Origin of the sequence: Fluviispira sanaruensis, from assembly GCF_004295685.1 — a bacterium.
Classification (GTDB): Bacteria; Bdellovibrionota_B; Oligoflexia; order Silvanigrellales; family Silvanigrellaceae; genus Silvanigrella; species Silvanigrella sanaruensis.
In genome coordinates this window covers 2,834,989-2,852,213 of sequence record NZ_AP019368.1, presented here as the reverse complement: position 1 = coordinate 2,852,213, position 17,225 = coordinate 2,834,989, and the positions used below count along the sequence as shown (strand labels likewise).

Here is a 17,225-nt window from a genome sequence, read left to right as displayed (position 1 = left end):
AAAAAAGAAGGATCTAAGTGGAAAGTTTTGCCTAGAAAAAATACATGTCTTAAATTACTAATATGGATTTTTTTCTACAAACTTACTCTGACTGACTCAGAGGAGAAATTATGTTTTTTGAGTGGATTAATTAAAAGTGCTTGCAGTGCATTTTCAATGCGCAATATTTCTTTTTCCCAATTCTTTGACCAATCCAAAGACCAGATCCGGATTATTTTCCACCCTCTTGATTCTAATAAATTCTGGCGAATTTTATCTCTATCGCGTGCATATTGTGTGGAATGAAAAACTGCTCCATCACATTCAATACCTAAGATAAAATTGCTCTGCACATTAGGATGATGAATTGCTAGGTCAATGTAGAATCCGCTCGAACCTATCTCGGCAGATACATAGTGTCCTCTTTGTTCGAGTTTCTTTTTTACGTCTAAGGAAAATCTAGAAGGTTTTTTTGTGGTAATTATTCCTGAAACTGGAAATGAATTTAATATTGCCATTGTTGTTTCAGTATTTCCATCAGAAATTGATTTTGCATAGCGTAAGTAACGACCAAATATACATAGTTCAGGATTGGTTGAGAACATTTCTTCATCAATCGGTATGGAGTTTGGATTAAAGGAACAAAAAATATTCATGCCATTTTTTGCTCTTGTAATAGCAACATTCAAGCGTCTACCTCCACCTCTACTCGATAATGGTCCAAATCCTAGGCGAAGTTGCTTATTTGGTGCTGAGGGTGCATAGCCAATTGATAATAAAATTTGATCTCTTTCGTCTCCTTGAACATTCTCAAGATTTTTAATAAATAATCCTGCATCAGCATCACCTTCTTTAAAGTTAAGTGCATTTTCTAAAAGTTTTGCAGCTTTTGAATTTTCAGACATTTTATTTTCAAGAACATTTTGCAGAGCATTTGCTTGTGATATGCCCATGGCAATAATTCCAAATGATCTATTGGCATTTTCTGTTAAAAGTTTAATGAGATGATTAATGACAATTTCCGCTTCTATTTCATTTCCTTCTTTTCCTTTAAAATATGCATCTTGTATTTCAGTAAATCGGATTGATTTATTTGAACTTAAAGTTTGTGGATTTGGTGCTGCTATAAGCCTTCCCCCATAAAATGCTCGATTAGAAAAAGCTATTAAAGCTTCTGAGCGACTTCTATAGTGCCATTCAAGAAGCACTGAGGGATAAGATTGTATTGCTAAATCAAGTATGCTTGGAGATATTTCCTCTTCCTCATCATCATCGTCATCCGGTAAAATGCCTGAAAAAAATGTAGTAGGCGGCATTTGCTTATCATCACCCACAACAATCATTGTCTTAGCTCTAAAAATAGAAGGAATTGCGTCTTCAACTCTTACTTGTGAAGCTTCATCAAAAATAATAACGTCAAACAAACCCGCTTTAAGTGGTAATATTTGACTGATACTTAATGGACTCATAAGCCAGCAAGGTTTGAGTTGGAACATAGTATTTAATGCTCCTTTTTCCATAATTTCTCTTGGCGATAACACTTTTTTCTGCTTGGATGCTTCTTTAGTAAGAAGCGGTAATCCACTGCGATCGCTATTTATTCCAGTCCATCTTTTTGCAAAGGATTGATGTAATGCAAAGCGTGATAATATTTTATGATCTTCAACGGCTGCAACGAATTTTTTATTAATATCTTCTAAAACATTGTTGTTATAAGAGCGAAGTTGATGGTGGTTAGCTTGCACTTCATCAACCCAGCCGTTTAAAACAGAAGAAGTGAAAATACTTGACCAATTATTTTGTTTATTAAATAAAAGCGAAACAATTTTATCTTTTAAATTTGGTAAATGATATCTTGTGGATATTTCGTTTAAGAGAATATCTACTTGGTCTAAGAATTCTAAGTCTTCTTGTTTTGTTATTAATAACTGAATAAATCTGCATTTTTCTTCTAAATTGGATATTTCTGGAAGTTTAGAAATATATCCTTTTAGTGAAGTCCAAATTATTTCTGTTTCATCTATTAACGTCTTGTTCTGATCGAATAAATTATTTAAGTATTTTATTTCATTTTGTACAATTTGAAAATTATTTGATGAGATATGGCATTTCTCGAAAAGATTTTTGGGTAAAAAATTATTCGCATTTGTTAAGTAAAGAGAAATTTTTTCCAGAGTTAAAAAATTACTTTTTAATAAAGTCTCAAGTTCTAATAAATTATTACGATCAAACTTGAAGTTTTTCATAATCTCTTTACAATATTCTCCTATTTTTCTATAAGATGAATTGTATTCAATATATTTTCTAAATATTGCTGCTGTTCCATCCCAAATGGGACAGACAGATTTTCTAATTTTTCGATAAGACCAAAAAGCAGAACTAAACCAATCAAAGAATCCCCGCCTTTTTTTGTAATATTGTTCAAGTTCAATAATTACTTCTAATTGAGTATCATTTTTTATAAGAGAGTATTGCTTAAAATTATTATTTAAAATATTTTGCTCTTCGAGAATCTTTTCTTTAAGAGCGGAAAAATTTATTTTTGCCCCTGTTCCTAATGTGTTCCAAAATGGTTCAAAAATATCAGTGTTTTCATAGAGTAATGGTATGGATTCAAAATGAAAATTATCGGGATATTTTTCATATTCATTACTAATATTGATAAGAGTTGATTTTATTTTTTTCTTTTCTTCGCATATTTTACATAATTTATTATTAAGCACTTTAAGCGCATAATCTAATCCAGTTGAGTTAATCGTTGAGTCATATCTATTTATCCAAGGACTTTCTTGAAAATTTGGATGTTTTATAAGTATATTTTGTATTAATGAAAGAGATTCTGATATATCCAAAATAGCATCGTAATCCAAGTGCTGAAATTCTTGGTATATTTCAGGTATGTAATAATTTTTTTTATGCATTCCTGCAATACAAATAAGATCGGCAATTTTTAATAAACTAGGGTGATGTTCAGATTGTAAAATTTCTGCGTATTTATTAATTTCAGATTTAATTCTATCCAAGGAACTCGTTTTATTTATCCACTCTTTTTCTTCTTTTTCATTTGGTCTGAGTTCGGATAATTCAAGAAAAGATTTATAGAGATCCGTTTTATTTAAGTCACTACTGTGTATGAGCACAGATTGGCTCTCGATATTTGCGCCTTTCATACGATTGAAAACAACATCGAGTGCAGGACGCTTTTCAGAAACAAATAAAACTTTCTTTCCTTTCGCTAGATAATCTGCAATAAGATTGACAATTGTCTGACTTTTTCCTGTACCTGGTGGACCTTGAATAACAATTGCTCTCGATTTTGATGCTTTATCGATGGCCCGATGTTGAGAACCGTCTATATCTACAACGAAGTGGTTGTATTTTTCTTGGTATGAATCTAATTCTTTTAATTGTGTTTTGTCTAATACTGGCTCTGATGAAGCTGCTATGCCATTGAATAGTTCATTTAAAATTGAATGCTCATGTCCTATGTCAAGTATTCCATCATAGTCATTAATAAGCATTGCTCGATTCGTATTCAGTTGGTCTAGATATAAGACATCGATTAATAAAAACTCTGTATTTGTTACACTTTTATAAATTTCAAGTTCTTTTGTGGAAAGTTCTTCTTCTAGCTTTAATTGCACTCGTTCAATTACGTCGCCATTTTCATCACGAATAATTTTTACTTTTTTTGGTGTCTTTGGAAGAGTTGTGTAATCAGATTCTATGATTTTTTTTCCAACTTTGCTTAACTCAGACTTAAAATAGTTTAATGCTTCTATTGGATCATCGAAATTGAGATTATCTAAAATATCAATCCCATAATTGTGCTTTAGAAATAGTAATAAGGACTGATTGAATTGGAGTGTGTCAGTCTCACAGGTGAGAGAAAGTCTCTTTTTTTTGTCTTTTATAATATCAACAGGAACTTTAAATAGAGGAGAAATTATAAATTCACTCTTATAAATTTGCGCAGATGCTCTCCAACATAAGAATGGTCCTAATATCCATGCTCCAGAAATACCAAATTCTCTTTGAAATTTTTCATCAGCAATTCTTATTTTATCAAGTTTATTTGTAAAATTTTGGATATTTTCTATCTCGTTGATTTTATCAAACATGAAATATTCATGTAGATCTAACACATCTCCTTTTAAATTATTTGAAAAGGATGAGTCTAATACTTTAATGGGTGAAAATTTACTCTCAATATTTTTGGATAATTTATTTAGATGAAAAGGAAATTTAGATAAATTTATCGATGAATTTTTTACCTCTTTATAATAAAGTTCTCTATTTTTTCTTGAAAAATTTACTAAAAGATCTTTATACCTTATCAATTGCCTTTTAAGGTGACTCTCTGAGGACATAAAAGCTCCTTTTTTAAAAAGAGAGAAATAGCACTAATAATATTGGAGTGCAAAATTTTAAAATTATTTTATTAAAATAGATTACCAATTTTCAAATTTTCTTTTAAATAGATTACCAATATTTAATATCAATTTTATTTAATTATAGTTTTCCGTATTTGGATAATTTTCTTATGCACGTTTTTATTTTTTATATTTCAATTATATTATAAAACGAAATTATAAAATTTAATTAGAATTTAATGTGATTCTAGATCTTGGTTTTTTCTAAAATAATTTTGTATATTACTAAAAAGTAAACAAGAAAATTTAATTTTGAGATTTATTTTATTAAAAGTTCATTTTTCGCTGTTTTATTTTGATCTTTAAGTTTTTACAAGGCACAAAAAATAATTGCTTGTTAATGGGGCATTATGGCTTGTGCAAAACTTCTGAATAGAGTATGTTTTTCTTGCAGATTTGAAAATCAAAGTAATAATTATAATGTTTTCCAAAAATAAATAATGTATTAAATGACTTTTTAAATTCAAAGACAATATTTAAAGAGGTGAACTATGGAAGAATTTATAGAATCTGAAATTATTTTTTATGCTGGCAATGAAGGGCAGAGAAAAATCGATGTCTTTTTCCAAAATGAAAGCTCTTAGCTTTCGCAAAAGAAAGTGGCAGAGGTTTTTGAAATTGATGTTCGCACAATAAATAAGCATATTAAGTCAATTTATAATACCAATAATTACAAGAAGATAGAACTATCCGGAATTTCCGGATAGTTCAAAGTGATCGAGATCGCAAGGTAAATCGTGACGTCGATTTTTATAACCTCGATGTGACTATCGCTGTTTGGTATCGAGTCAATGCAAAGCAAGCCACTCAATTTAGGATTTGGGCCACCCAAACTCTGAAAGAATATGTTGTCAAAGGCTTTATCCTCAATGATGAAAGATAAATTTAGGAAACTTTTTTTAAGGCTATTTCTATTATCCCTTGACCTACGTACAGAAATAAGTCTAATTTTAATCCCTCTCTTAGTGAATACAGCGCTCCATGTCTTGCTATTTATCATACCAATATAAATAAATCGTTCTTCGATAGGATAATTAACTTTAACTTCAATCCCTTCTTTATCATCCCACAGCTCTTGTGCTTCGACGAAATCGATGCCGTGTTTTTATTTGTTAGATATACTTTTCTCTTCATTGAACTCAAAAACATTCATCGTGCCCTCTATGATATAATTATTATCCTATTATTAAGGACAATACAGTATTTCCTGGTGATTTAGTGTAAAATATTTATACTGGTAAGTATTTTGTATATCTGTAAACAGATGCATATAAAGTAAATTTATTTAACCCCCACTCTCACAATTCCGTAATATGAAATGCATCCTCAATTTCTTCATCTCTGAGTTCAACGGGTTTATAGTTTTGTTGAGTAATAAAGCGTTCGAAGGGTTTACAAAAATTTTGATCATCGAGAAAAGTAAGGAGGCGGGTTGGTTGTCCTTCGCACACAGCGATAAAGTTTTCTTGGGCACGCGTGAGAGCCGCATAGAGCAGTCTTCACGATTCGGCATCGCACGTCCAAGTGTAAATATCGCCATCGACAACAATTACGGAGACGAATTCGAGTCCTTTTATTTGGTGAACATTTGTTAACGTAACACTTTTACGAAAGGCAAAATTATCACGTTCAGCCGCTCTTATATCGATATTTTTATCAGCCAATAATTTATTTGATTCTGCTAAATACGTAGGTCGAAGTTTTTTATAACGCATGGCAATACAGATATGCGCATTGGGTTCTTCACTGATTCTTTTTAAAATAAATTGTGCAAGGTATTCTATAATAAGTTTTTGTGAAGCAAAGGAAATTGCTTCTGGATACGTTCCTTCTCGACCCTGTAAAATAGGCTCAGACTCAATGACATGGTCGGCAAGCCACATAATAGGCAATGAAGAGCGATGGCCAAGTTCAAGGCGAGTGACTTTTGCTTCGCCCATGTTTAAAAGTTTTGCGAGTTCATCCCAGCTGACAAATTCTTTTCCAGGAGCAATTTTTTGATTGACATCACCAACTATAGTAACACCTGTGCGAGAATTGACCGAATTTAAAAGGACAATCAGTTCCAAAGCGCCAAAATCTTGTGCTTCGTCTATGACAACGTGATCAAATTTAAAGACTTCTTCTCCTTGTGCTCCATCAGGAAGTCCACCACAGTTTAGTTGAATTAAACGAAGTAAAATTGCGTAGTCATCAAAATTAACCCAAGTTTCCAGAAAATAATTTATAAAAACAAAAAATATTCTTCTCCTCCAACGACTTAACAAGCAATTCGTTCTTCCGCAAAGGAATCCATGGGTTTTTTATTGATTCGGTCTTTTCTCTTTCTTATTTTTAGTTTATTGGCGATTAAATGACTTGTATTATGTATAATTATATAAAGACTTATTTCAAAATTTTCAGCTTTAATTCTATCAATCTTAGTCCCAATCGTTATAGATTGTACATTCTTTTGGTGTCATTCATTCGGTGATAAATGTAAGGAGATAATTAATGCAAATGGCAGACAGATGGAAAGATCTGCTGCTACCTTACCCGTACACAAAAGCTTACCAAAAGATAATTTTTGCTTTAATTTTCTAAATAGCTCTTCGATCAACCAGCGTTTTCTACCAAGTTCATATAGAAATCCGCCACTCATTTTTAGATCATTAGTTACGTAAATTGCAAAATGGCAGAAATCAGTTAACTTATTGTAATCTGCAATTAATTTTAATATTGATTTTCTTCCCTTAATATATACAAAGCTTTCTTGTATGTACTTTGTTTTCCTTGACCTTTTTTGATGCTCAGTTTTTAAAAGTTTGACACTGTATCTCGTTTTATTTTTATAATGAGATTTCCATGTTTTCCAAGGCATTTTAGGTGATTTGCAATGCCTATCCTTTCGATTATCTTTTGTATGAATGCAAAAAGGAACTTTCATGTCATCTAAACTCTTCATTAAAGATATCGAGTCAAAACTAGAATCTAATACGACAGGAAGAATTGGATATCCTTTGTCAAAAATATTTTTTAAAAGTTTGATTTCTAACTCATATCCAAATTGAATAACTTTACCATCAATTTTTTCACAGATAAAATAAAGTAAAAGATAATACATAACCTTTTATTTTATTTACAAGAGAAAAGACAAATTTTTTTTGGCCCGTATATACGTTATTATTGCTTTTACCCCAATTACCAATACTAAACACATTTTTCCCTGTCTTTATATTTGAAGTTTCATCAACTGCATAACAAAAATCTTCATTATTTATTTCATTTTATAATTTATTCAAAGCTCCCGAACGTAACCTTCTCATAAATCGATTTGCAGTAAACTTATGTAATAAATTACTTTGAATGGTCGAAAGGGATTGACTCCATCCTAATTCCCTTGCGGTAGAAGATAAACTCTTCATCCCAAACAGATGCAAGCATAAAAGAACACAAATACAATTATAATTGCTTGGAGTTTTAAAATTAAATCTTTATAGCGGTCTGCTACTTTACGAATTTCATTTGGTACTGTAATACATATCATAGGTGACTCTTGGATAGATTTTTTTTTGCGACTAAACCTTTATCTTTAGTTACTCATTTTGTCTATATTTTAAGCCTGCGGAAAGCAAGTCTCTTTAAATTTCTATAGGTATTTATGAGTTTCTTTTGTATTCTGCGGTTAACTTGGGCTATTTTGGATAGATATTATAGGGAAGAAACTTTTTGTACTAATTATAACTATCATGATTAAATATTAAATATATGATTGGAGCTAAAACATGACATATAAAATTAAATTATCCCCATATCATAAAACATTTTATTATGAGTGGAAATTAAATCAAAATCGAACAGACTATCACATAGTATTAGATCAAGAACTTAATGGAAATTTAAACATTGAACAGTTAGAAAAAGGGTTAGTTCAATTTGTAAATCATCATGTCCTCTTTAATTCACATATTATAATGGAAAATAATGAATTATATTGGGTAAAAAATAATAATATATCAAAATTATTATACATTGAAAATGAATTATTAACGTATGACTATCATAATTACATAAAAGAACCAATTGATTTAGAAAATGGACCATTATATAGATTTTTATTATTTAAAACAGGATTGAATCAATTTAGATTCATACTAATTGGTAATCATATTTTACTAGATGCCCTATCTACTATTGATATCTACAACAAATTATCATTCTATTATAATAATAATAGTGAAGAATTATTTACAAACTTATCAATAATTAATTCAATTAATGATCTGTCTGAGAATTTGCATCAATATATTAATCAGCATAGTAAAAATTTTAAATCATTTTGGAAAACTAAATTAGAAAATTGCGAAATATTATCGCTTGATTTTTTAAATATTTCTAGTCATTTTGAAGAAAATATAATAAATGATAATTCAATTCAAAGTAAATTTGGAATTAGTGAAATTTATTTTGAACTAAACAAAGAGCAAATACAAATTATTAGTAATATCAAAAGAAAATATAAAATCACACCGTACTTGTTTTCAAAAATAATTTATGCAGTTACTTTATATAAATATACTCAACAAAATAATTTCTGTATTTGTTATCCAATTTCAATTAAAGAAGGAATAGATTTACAATTCGGTGCTCATGTTAATTTAAATCTTTTGCCTTTTTCAATACATGAAAATTTAACTTTTGAAGAACTTATGAATCAATCAATATTATTTATAAAACAATTAAAACAAAATAATGTTAACTATGGATATATTCCATACTATGAAGTTAATAATTTAATGAAATGTAAATATGATAATATTATTTTCTCAAGTTCTAATTTTCAATCATATTCTTTAAGTTTTAATGATATTGATGCTTCTGTTGTTAAAAATTCTAATATAGGATTTTCACATAATATTATATTTCAATTTGAAGCTGATGCACAAAAAATTAAATTTAGGCTTGATTATAAACATCAAAATGTTTCTAAATACTTAATAAATTTATTTATACAAAATTATATGAATATTTATAATCAAACACTTACTTATTTCTTAGAAGATAAAAAATTAGATATGTTAATTTCTCGATTTATATTTAATAATGCTAAAGGAAATTTAAAATTATTTAATCATCCACTCTCTAATTTAAATTTTATAAATAAATCTCAAAATATAACTAAATTATTTGAACTGCAGGTAGATAAAAATCCAAATTCAACTGCCCTTGTATATAATAATTTACAATTTAGTTACAAGGAAATAAATATTAGAGCGAATCAACTTGCTAACTTTATAAAGACAAATATTGAAATAGGTAAAACACATTTTGTAGCTTTTTGTTTAAACAGAAGCGAACAAATGATAATTTCAATACTCGCTATATTAAAACTTGGTAAAGCTTATTGTCCACTTGATCCAAATTTTCCTAAAGAACGTATTCAATATATTTTAAATGATGCTAATCCTGATATAATTTTGGTTGAAAATGATACAAAAGATATTATAAAAAATATTTATCCAGAGAAACAGATTTGCATTAATTCAAAAAACATTTTACTTAAAATTCATAAGCAACCTTATCACAATTTAAATGAACCAATTAACAGTGATAATTTAACATATTTATTGTATACCTCTGGAACTACTGGAAGACCAAAAGGTGTCATGATGGGCCAAGCTAGCTGTGTGAATCGTATTTTATTTATGATTAAAACAAATGAAATGACCGATAATGATTCATATTTATTTAAAACTAATATCATTTTTGATGTTTCTTTTTCTGATATATTTTGCACTTTATTATCGGGCGGAAAACTTTATATAACAAAGAAAATATTTGATATAAATGAAATTGAAACATTAATTAAAGAAAATAATATTAACATTTGCCATTTTGTTCCCTCACAGTTTAAAATATTTTCTAATAATGTTAACTTGAATCATCTAAAATCATTAAATAAAATTATGATTAGTGGTGAATCAATAGAACTTAGACATTTTCAAAGATTCCTAAATCAAGGAAAGTCATTTTATAATTATTATGGCCCTACTGAAACAGGTGAAGTAACAGTCAAAGTGTTTTCTTCTCCTCGCTCTGATAATAAATTAAAGTCTAATGTTTCATATATTGGAAAATCATTTGATCATACAAATATATATGTGTTAGATAAAAGCCTTCAATTTCTTCCGATTTATGCTACTGGAGAGCTATATTTGGGTGGAATTTGTATTGCCGAAGGATATTTAAACAATTGTGAATTAACAAACGAAAAATTTATAGATAATCCTTATCAAACAGATATCGAAAAAAATTTAAATATTAATTCTAAATTATATAAAACAGGTGATTTAGTTCGTTTAACGGAAAACGGTGAAATTGAATATATAGGTCGTATTGATAATCAAATCAAAATAAGAGGACATCGAATAGAACTGAGTGAAATTGAAAATGTTATGTTAACTTATCCTGGTATGAATCAGGTTGCGGTAATTGCAAAAAGTTTACAAAAAGAAACAAGTGAAAATGATAATAATAATAAAACATTAATTTGTTACTATGTTGCTTATAATCCAATTTCTATTGAGAATTTAAATTCGTATTTAAGTACTAAATTGCCCGACTACATGGTTCCTAGTTTTTATGAAAAAATAGACCAGTTGCCTTTAAATTCCAGTGGTAAATTAAATATTAAAGCACTACCTGAACCTAGTTTTGAAAAAAATGAACAATATATGCCTTCAAGGAATGAATTGGAACGCAATTTATGTGATGTTTGGGAAAAGGTGTTATCACTCCCTAGCGGAAAAATTGGAATTTCTGATGACTTTTTTAGAATTGGTGGCAATAGTATTAATGCAATTGAATTACTTCATAAAATTAATAAAAATTTTGATGTTAATATTAGTTTAGCTGAATTTTATATTCATAAAAATATAATGAAACTTTCTGAATTAATTAAGAATGAAATAAATTCATTGAAAGGAATTATTAAACTAAACAATTCATATGCCAAAGAAAAAATGTTTATGGTACATCCCGCCCATTCGGGGAGTGAAGTTTATATTCCATTAGCAGAAAAACTAACTTCATTATTTCAGTGTTATGGAATTGAAAACTATAATCTTCATCATGAAAATAAAATAAAAAATATTTCAGAATTAGCAGCTTTATATTTAAGAATTATGGATGAAAATATAAATAATAATGAAACTATTCATTTACTAGGATGGTCACTTGGTGGCTATTTTTGTTTAGAAATGGCAAGGCAACTTGAAGAAAGGGGCAGGAAACAAATTTATATATATTTACTTGATACATTCAATCATGGTGGAACACAATTCGAAATGAAATTAGATAAAAATCAATTTTATGAATTCATTAAAAACCTGAATAAGTTCAAAAATATGAATAATGTTATACATAACGAAGAATATTTAGATAAGGTATATTTAAACACAAAAATTGAAAATTTATTAGCAAATCAAAAAATTCCAAACAAACTTAATTTTTCCAGAGTTATATTATTTAAAGCGAAGGAATTATATAGTGATCATATAGAAACATTAGAAAATGAAATTTTATTATTAAATATACAAGATAATAGAATTGCAGAATTATTAAACTCAAATAGTCAATTAAATATTATAAATGCATATGGGACAAACCATATAAGTATTGCTGACGCACACGATTTAATCATACAAGAAATAAAGGAATATGATCGCAACCCCCATTTCAAGTTGACACTTTTTCAGCAAGAAAAGGAAGTCAATGAACAAGTTAGCAGAGCCACCTAGGTGATTGGGGTACCATGACAAACGTAAGTCATCAGCGATGCACACATGTGAAATTTTAGAGCAACATGAAGAAATACTAGATTGGGTTCACGAGGATCTTCTCCGAAGGAAAATAGTAAGCAATAAAGGGGCGGCAGGAATGTCATCTGAGATGGTATTTCGCGCAGCAATTTTAAAACAGCAAAGGCAGTGGACATATAAAGAGCTTGAATTTCATTTAGCAGATTTACAGTCTGGAAGAGCTTTTGTAAAGTTACCATTTAGTATATATTACTCAGACTCATCACTTCAAGAGAATATTAAAGAAATATCTTTTAAAATATGGGAAAAGATAAATATAATATTGCTAAAATATGCAGGAAAAAAGGATATGAGAAAGGACGAACTGTACGAGTTGATAGCACTGTGGTGGAAACAAATATACATAGACCAACGGATTCTTCTTTAATTTATGATTGTATAACAGTTCTATCAAGAAATGTATTTCAGTAAAATGAGTTGAGTAATAATAATTATTTGAAAAAAAAGAAATTGAAATATAGTTGTAAACCTGATAAAAGCATGGTTATTTTAACTCTGAATACAAATACCGAAGAAAAAATTGCAATGGACCACAATTCAGTTGACACATGATTAATGTGAATTTTGATACTGCACTGGACTCATCATTGCAAGTCCTGAATGAGGTGCGTAATGATTATAATCGTAAAACCATTTTTCTAAATGCTCTAAAACCCAATCAGCAAAATAACAATCATTGACAAAAACATAATCTCTTTTAAATGTGCCTAAAAATGCTTCAGCCATTCCATTGCTAGAAAAGGGCTGTATGGAGCGGCATAGCAAGGCTTTAAACCAAGGCTTCTCGCAATATTTTGAACTGATTTATCTCTATAAATCGAGCCTCGAGCACTGAGCCATTCTTTGTCCTTTGATTTCATTGTACTTTCAGTAATACTTAAGCTCCTTTTCCAGCTATACAGAGTAACAGGGTGGATCTGCTGCTTACGAGAAAGTACTGATAAACTCAACCCCAAATTGAAATGTTCTTCCAAAATTGCACGTTTTTCTTGGTACCCGAATCGCCTACGCGGCTCTGCTAACTTGTCCATTGACTCCCCATTTCTCGGTGAAAAAGTGTCAACTTGAAATGGGGGGTATGATCAAAATATAAGATTTTACAGGGATTTAATAGTGAAGTCTGGTGATAATTATAATCATATTAATACTTATATTAAAGTAGCAGAATCTCTTAAAAAAAAGAAAAAAAGTTTTAAAAATAATTGAGTAATTTTAACATGTAAGAACTCATTTAGAAGCAATTATAGCACAAACTATATTTAGGATTATAGATCATAAGATTTTTAAATCAGAAGAAAAAGTAGTTTCAAAATTTGAAGAACACACAGATGTTATTGTAAAAAGTCGAAGGGAAGTTGAGTTTGGGTATAAAATATTTTTAATCACTGGCAAAAGTAATTTAGTGTTGGATTGTCAAATTGAACAAGGAAATCCATCAGACGCAATTAAATTCATGGATCTTGTAAACGCACAAAATAATCATTTATGAAAGATTTCCTCTTCAGATTTAAGCGGATGGCGGGTTTTCTTCTAAAGATAATGTATTAAATACAAAGAGTCCTTTGTTACAGATGTATTTTTTACAAAAATATGTGGATTAAAAATCTTGGAAATGGTTAAAAGTAGTTACGTTTATAATAAATTAAAAAAGTTTTGTGCTGTAATTTAAAGCAAAATTTCGGCATTAAAAAGAGAGTTTGGTTTAGATCGCACAACATGGAAAGGTTTATCTGGTTATAAATGCTATATTTGGTCTGTGTTATTTTCATATAATTTAACAATTATCGCAAACAAAGTGTAAATTTTATATATAAAAAGAGAAAATATAGTACGATATTAAACTAAATTATTAGAATATCAATCTATTTTTAATAGACTGAAGAGTATCCTATACTTAAAAAATAAATATCAATTTAATGTTAGATAAATAAATGTTTAAAATAAGGTATTTCTGGACGGGCACTAAATAGCCCTTCCATGGTTCTATTCGCTCAGGCAGTTTGTAAAGAGTCTGAAACTCATCTTCTATTTTTTGGGCAATTTTAAGCACTTCTTTTTCTTTATAAAGTGTCATTTTATTTTTCCTTACAATTCTTAAAAAATAAAATCTAAAATCGACGTTCTTAGATTTTATTAACAAATTTTATGAAGTTTGTGAATTGAAAAATGGAAAAATTTTAAGCAAAACAATATGAATATTTTTTTAAAAAATTTATCACATACTTTCATCGAGTAAATGATAAATAGAGGAATAGGGAATTCCGCTGTGCTTTGAAAAGCCGAGAGCGCAGGTCTCGAGGCATGTGTAACCGATGTGGCAACTTTCTGGGATCTGTTCTCGCAGGTTTTTAAGAGCATTTATGTTGAGTTCAGGATTAGTAAAGCCTTTGCTGCCAGCAAATCCACAGCATAAAATATCGTTTGGAATAATGATTTCTGAGACACAGCGTTTAGCTAAAGAAACAACTTCCCCCCCTTTTTTTAACTTGGTCACACTGCAATTGACATGGAGCATGGCTGTTATTTTTTGCTTTTTTAGAGGATAATTTTTAAGTTCATTGTGTATAAACGCAATTGTTTCTTTAAAATTTGGTAACTCCTCTTCCAGTTTTTCATAAGCTAGAATTTCTAGCACACAACTCGAATTTTCAACTAAAATGGGGGCATTGCTATTGCCTGTCAATGCGTTTATTTTTTTGATAATATTTTTCAATTTTTTTTCGGCAATCTTTTTTTGTCCCATACTGTCATACATAAGACCACAGCATTCATTGGTTAGATTTAAGAATATCACTTCGTAATTGAGTTTACGCAAAATGGATTCAAGTTTGTAAATCATAGTTTCTTTATGATTATTATCAAACAATTTACTTGCGCACGAAGGGAAAATATAAACTTTTTTATCACTCATTGTTTTAGCCTTTGTTAAGGAACTTTTCTTAATAATTTTAAAAAATATTTTGCAATAAAATTTGTTACTGCGTGGAATTGAGCAAGTGTATTCCAGAAAATATACTTGAAAATATTTTGCTGTTCTGCGCGCCAGCTTTTAATCACTTTTCCAGTGTCAATCCCAACGGGACAAACCACAGCGCACATTCCACTCGCAGCACATGTTTCCGAACCATGGTACTTAAATTTCTTTTGCATTTTTTTAAAAATTCTAGTTTGCATATTAATTTTAAGTTCATGCATAGTGCGTAAGGAAACTATCCTTTGGCGCGGTGTCAGGCTCAACCCATAGGAAGGGCATATTCTTTCACACGCTCCACATTCTGTGCATTTATCAAAAGCATTGCTTACTTCTTGCATTGTTTTTAAATTTTTTAAATGAATCTTTTTATCACTGGATAAGATGACATCGGGGTTTAAAATAAATTCTGGGTCGATAGCATTTTTGAGAGCATACATAATGGCATTAGCCTCTTCGCCCCATTCCAATGCGACAAAGGGGGCAATATTTCTGCCTGTGCCATGTTCTGCCTTTAACGAACCGTTGTGTTTTTGGACAACCAGTGTGGCTAAATTTTCCATAAATAATTCGTAATTTTTTATACTTTCTTTGCTGGCAAAATCGAGTTCCATAATAAAATGTAAATTTCCATCTTTTGCATGGCCAAACAAACAGGTTTTTTCATAATTGTGTTGGATAAAAAGTGTTTTGAGATCGTCAATGGCTTCCGGAAGTTTTTCGAGTGGGAAAGCAATATCTTCGAGCAGTGCCATTGCATTTGCACTTCTATTTCCTTGGACAATGGGTAATATTTCTTTGCGAATTTTGAGAATCTTTTTATACTTTTCATCGGCATAAAATTCTGTCATTCCCATAGAGCCTGGACTGTTTAAAATAATATCATTCAGATCTAAATTTTTTCTACTTAACTCACGTTCTGAGTCAGAACGAATTTCAATTATAAGCGCGCTTGTTGCTGTGGGATCAAACTCCTTTGGCATAAATTCCCCAAGATGCTCGATTGTGCAGTTTAACGAAACATTGTCCATAAACTCCACGGCCGAGGTTTCACAATCTTTTAAAAGTAAAACTGCTTCCATGGCAAAGCGGATATTTTTAAAAAAACAAAGGGACGCTTTTTTATATTTTTCTTCATGAAGGGTCGTGTAAGTGATTTCAGAAATAAAGCCTAATGTTCCTTCTGAGCCAATCATAAGATGGGCTAAAATATCGATTGGATCGGTGAAGTCAAGAAAGGAGTTGAGGGCATAACCGACTGTGTTTTTTATCGCGTATTTTGCCCGAATTTTTTTTGTTAAGTTAGCATTTTGCTTAATTGAAGATTGTATTTGGAGTAGTTCAGTTAATAATTTATTATGTGTTCTTTTAAAACTCTTGATAGATTCTGGATCGGAAGTGTCTAATAGAGTCCCGTCATTTAAAATAATTCGGATGGATTTCATAGTGTGATAGCTGTTATTTTTTACTCCGCAGCACATCCCACTGGCATTGTTCGCGGCAATACCACCAATTTTCGCAAAATCGATGGACGAGGGATCGGGGCCGATTTTCCGATTGTATTTTGCAAGATAGAGATTGGCGTCTTTGCCTTTGACTCCAGGTTGCAACGAAATTTCGTTACCTTCATTTAAAATTTTATGCTTGCGCCATTTCCAACTGAGCACGAGAAGGACGGAATCGGTGATGGCTTGGCCCGAAAGAGATGAACCCGCAGCGCGGAAAGTCATGGGGACTCGAAATTTTTTGCCAAGCCGTAATATTTTTTGCACTTCATCTTCGTCGTCAACCACAAGAACAAGCTTTGGAATAAGGACATAGTGACTGGCATCGTGAGCATAGGCATTGAGATAGAGTGGGTCGTTATGAATTCTATCCTTGGGTAAAATGGATTTTATTTCATTGAAGAACATTTTGGGTAATTGAGTTCTTTTTTTTTCATATATATTTTCGAGCATATTAACTTTAGTTCTCCAAGAGAAA

Annotated in this window: 12 protein-coding genes and 1 pseudogene; 3 read left to right on the top strand and 10 right to left on the bottom strand. The window is 30.1% G+C overall.

Translation table 11 applies throughout. The annotated features are described in order from the left end of the window. Positions 1-74 precede the first annotated feature (74 nt). A complete protein-coding gene (locus tag EZS29_RS11925; protein ID WP_130610935.1) occupies positions 75-4,349 on the bottom strand; it encodes an AAA domain-containing protein in 4,275 nt (1,424 codons plus the stop codon). 751 nt (positions 4,350-5,100) lie between these two features. Here EZS29_RS11925 and rhuM point away from each other — a divergent pair. Further along, on the top strand, positions 5,101-5,295 hold the full coding sequence (gene rhuM / locus EZS29_RS16365; RefSeq protein ID WP_216678745.1) for a RhuM family protein: 195 nt from the start codon (positions 5,101-5,103) through the stop codon (positions 5,293-5,295). Between the two features lie 48 nt (positions 5,296-5,343). Here the strand turns inward: rhuM and EZS29_RS16360 are convergent. The 4 genes and pseudogenes from EZS29_RS16360 to EZS29_RS11910 form a co-directional block, all read right to left on the bottom strand. Continuing rightward, positions 5,344-5,508 (bottom strand): annotated as a pseudogene (locus tag EZS29_RS16360) (BrnT family toxin); the annotation flags it as partial. A 202-nt stretch (positions 5,509-5,710) separates the two neighbouring features. Further along, positions 5,711-5,863 (bottom strand): hypothetical protein, encoded by a 153-nt coding sequence (locus EZS29_RS15995; RefSeq protein WP_172603924.1) that lies wholly within the window; start codon positions 5,861-5,863, stop codon positions 5,711-5,713. 48 nt (positions 5,864-5,911) lie between these two features. Continuing rightward, the gene (locus EZS29_RS11915) at positions 5,912-6,679 is read right to left on the bottom strand and encodes an AAA family ATPase (protein ID WP_130610932.1); all 768 of its coding nucleotides are present in this window, start codon (positions 6,677-6,679) and stop codon (positions 5,912-5,914) included. Positions 6,680-6,870: 191 nt separating this feature from the next. Then, complete coding sequence (locus tag EZS29_RS11910) at positions 6,871-7,515, bottom strand: transposase (RefSeq protein ID WP_130610929.1); 645 nt, start codon at positions 7,513-7,515, stop codon at positions 6,871-6,873. Positions 7,516-8,176: 661 nt separating this feature from the next. Here EZS29_RS11910 and EZS29_RS11905 point away from each other — a divergent pair. Together EZS29_RS11905 and EZS29_RS11900 are read left to right on the top strand one after the other, a co-directional pair. Further along, a complete protein-coding gene (locus tag EZS29_RS11905) occupies positions 8,177-12,190 on the top strand; it encodes a non-ribosomal peptide synthetase (RefSeq protein WP_130610926.1) in 4,014 nt (1,337 codons plus the stop codon). 139 nt (positions 12,191-12,329) lie between these two features. Then, a complete protein-coding gene (locus EZS29_RS11900) occupies positions 12,330-12,638 on the top strand; it encodes a hypothetical protein (RefSeq protein ID WP_130610923.1) in 309 nt (102 codons plus the stop codon). Between the two features lie 185 nt (positions 12,639-12,823). Here EZS29_RS11900 and EZS29_RS11895 read toward each other — a convergent pair whose 3' ends face one another. The 5 genes from EZS29_RS11895 to EZS29_RS11875 all read right to left on the bottom strand — a co-directional run bounded on the left by EZS29_RS11895 (position 12,824) and on the right by EZS29_RS11875 (position 17,200). Then, a complete protein-coding gene (locus tag EZS29_RS11895) occupies positions 12,824-12,997 on the bottom strand; it encodes an integrase core domain-containing protein (RefSeq protein WP_130610920.1) in 174 nt (57 codons plus the stop codon). Beyond that, positions 12,979-13,302: a transposase gene (locus tag EZS29_RS11890; RefSeq protein WP_130610917.1), complete on the bottom strand. Its 324-nt coding sequence runs from the start codon at positions 13,300-13,302 to the stop codon at positions 12,979-12,981. Before EZS29_RS11890 ends, EZS29_RS11895 begins: the two co-directional genes overlap by 19 nt. Before the next feature lie 863 nt (positions 13,303-14,165). Then, a complete protein-coding gene (locus EZS29_RS11885; RefSeq protein WP_130610914.1) occupies positions 14,166-14,345 on the bottom strand; it encodes a hypothetical protein in 180 nt (59 codons plus the stop codon). A gap of 141 nt (positions 14,346-14,486) precedes the next feature. Then, complete coding sequence (locus tag EZS29_RS11880; RefSeq protein WP_130610911.1) at positions 14,487-15,182, bottom strand: heterodisulfide reductase-related iron-sulfur binding cluster; 696 nt, start codon at positions 15,180-15,182, stop codon at positions 14,487-14,489. A gap of 14 nt (positions 15,183-15,196) precedes the next feature. Further along, positions 15,197-17,200 carry an FAD-binding and (Fe-S)-binding domain-containing protein gene (locus tag EZS29_RS11875; protein ID WP_130610908.1) on the bottom strand — a complete coding sequence of 668 codons (2,004 nt, stop codon included), beginning with the start codon at positions 17,198-17,200 and terminating at the stop codon, positions 15,197-15,199. Between the last annotated feature and the right edge of the window lie 25 nt (positions 17,201-17,225).

Coding starts and splice junctions, on each gene's coding strand:
- EZS29_RS11925 (WP_130610935.1), bottom strand. CDS start 4,349: ATGTCCTCAGAGAGTCACCTTAAAAGGCAATTGATAAGGTATAAAGAT.
- EZS29_RS11885 (WP_130610914.1), bottom strand. CDS start 14,345: ATGACACTTTATAAAGAAAAAGAAGTGCTTAAAATTGCCCAAAAAATA.
- EZS29_RS11875 (WP_130610908.1), bottom strand. CDS start 17,200: ATGCTCGAAAATATATATGAAAAAAAAAGAACTCAATTACCCAAAATG.
- EZS29_RS11890 (WP_130610917.1), bottom strand. CDS start 13,302: ATGGACAAGTTAGCAGAGCCGCGTAGGCGATTCGGGTACCAAGAAAAA.
- EZS29_RS11895 (WP_130610920.1), bottom strand. CDS start 12,997: ATGGCTGAAGCATTTTTAGGCACATTTAAAAGAGATTATGTTTTTGTC.
- EZS29_RS11880 (WP_130610911.1), bottom strand. CDS start 15,182: ATGAGTGATAAAAAAGTTTATATTTTCCCTTCGTGCGCAAGTAAATTG.
- EZS29_RS11900 (WP_130610923.1), top strand. CDS start 12,330: ATGTCATCTGAGATGGTATTTCGCGCAGCAATTTTAAAACAGCAAAGG.
- EZS29_RS11910 (WP_130610929.1), bottom strand. CDS start 7,515: ATGTATTATCTTTTACTTTATTTTATCTGTGAAAAAATTGATGGTAAA.
- EZS29_RS11905 (WP_130610926.1), top strand. CDS start 8,177: ATGACATATAAAATTAAATTATCCCCATATCATAAAACATTTTATTAT.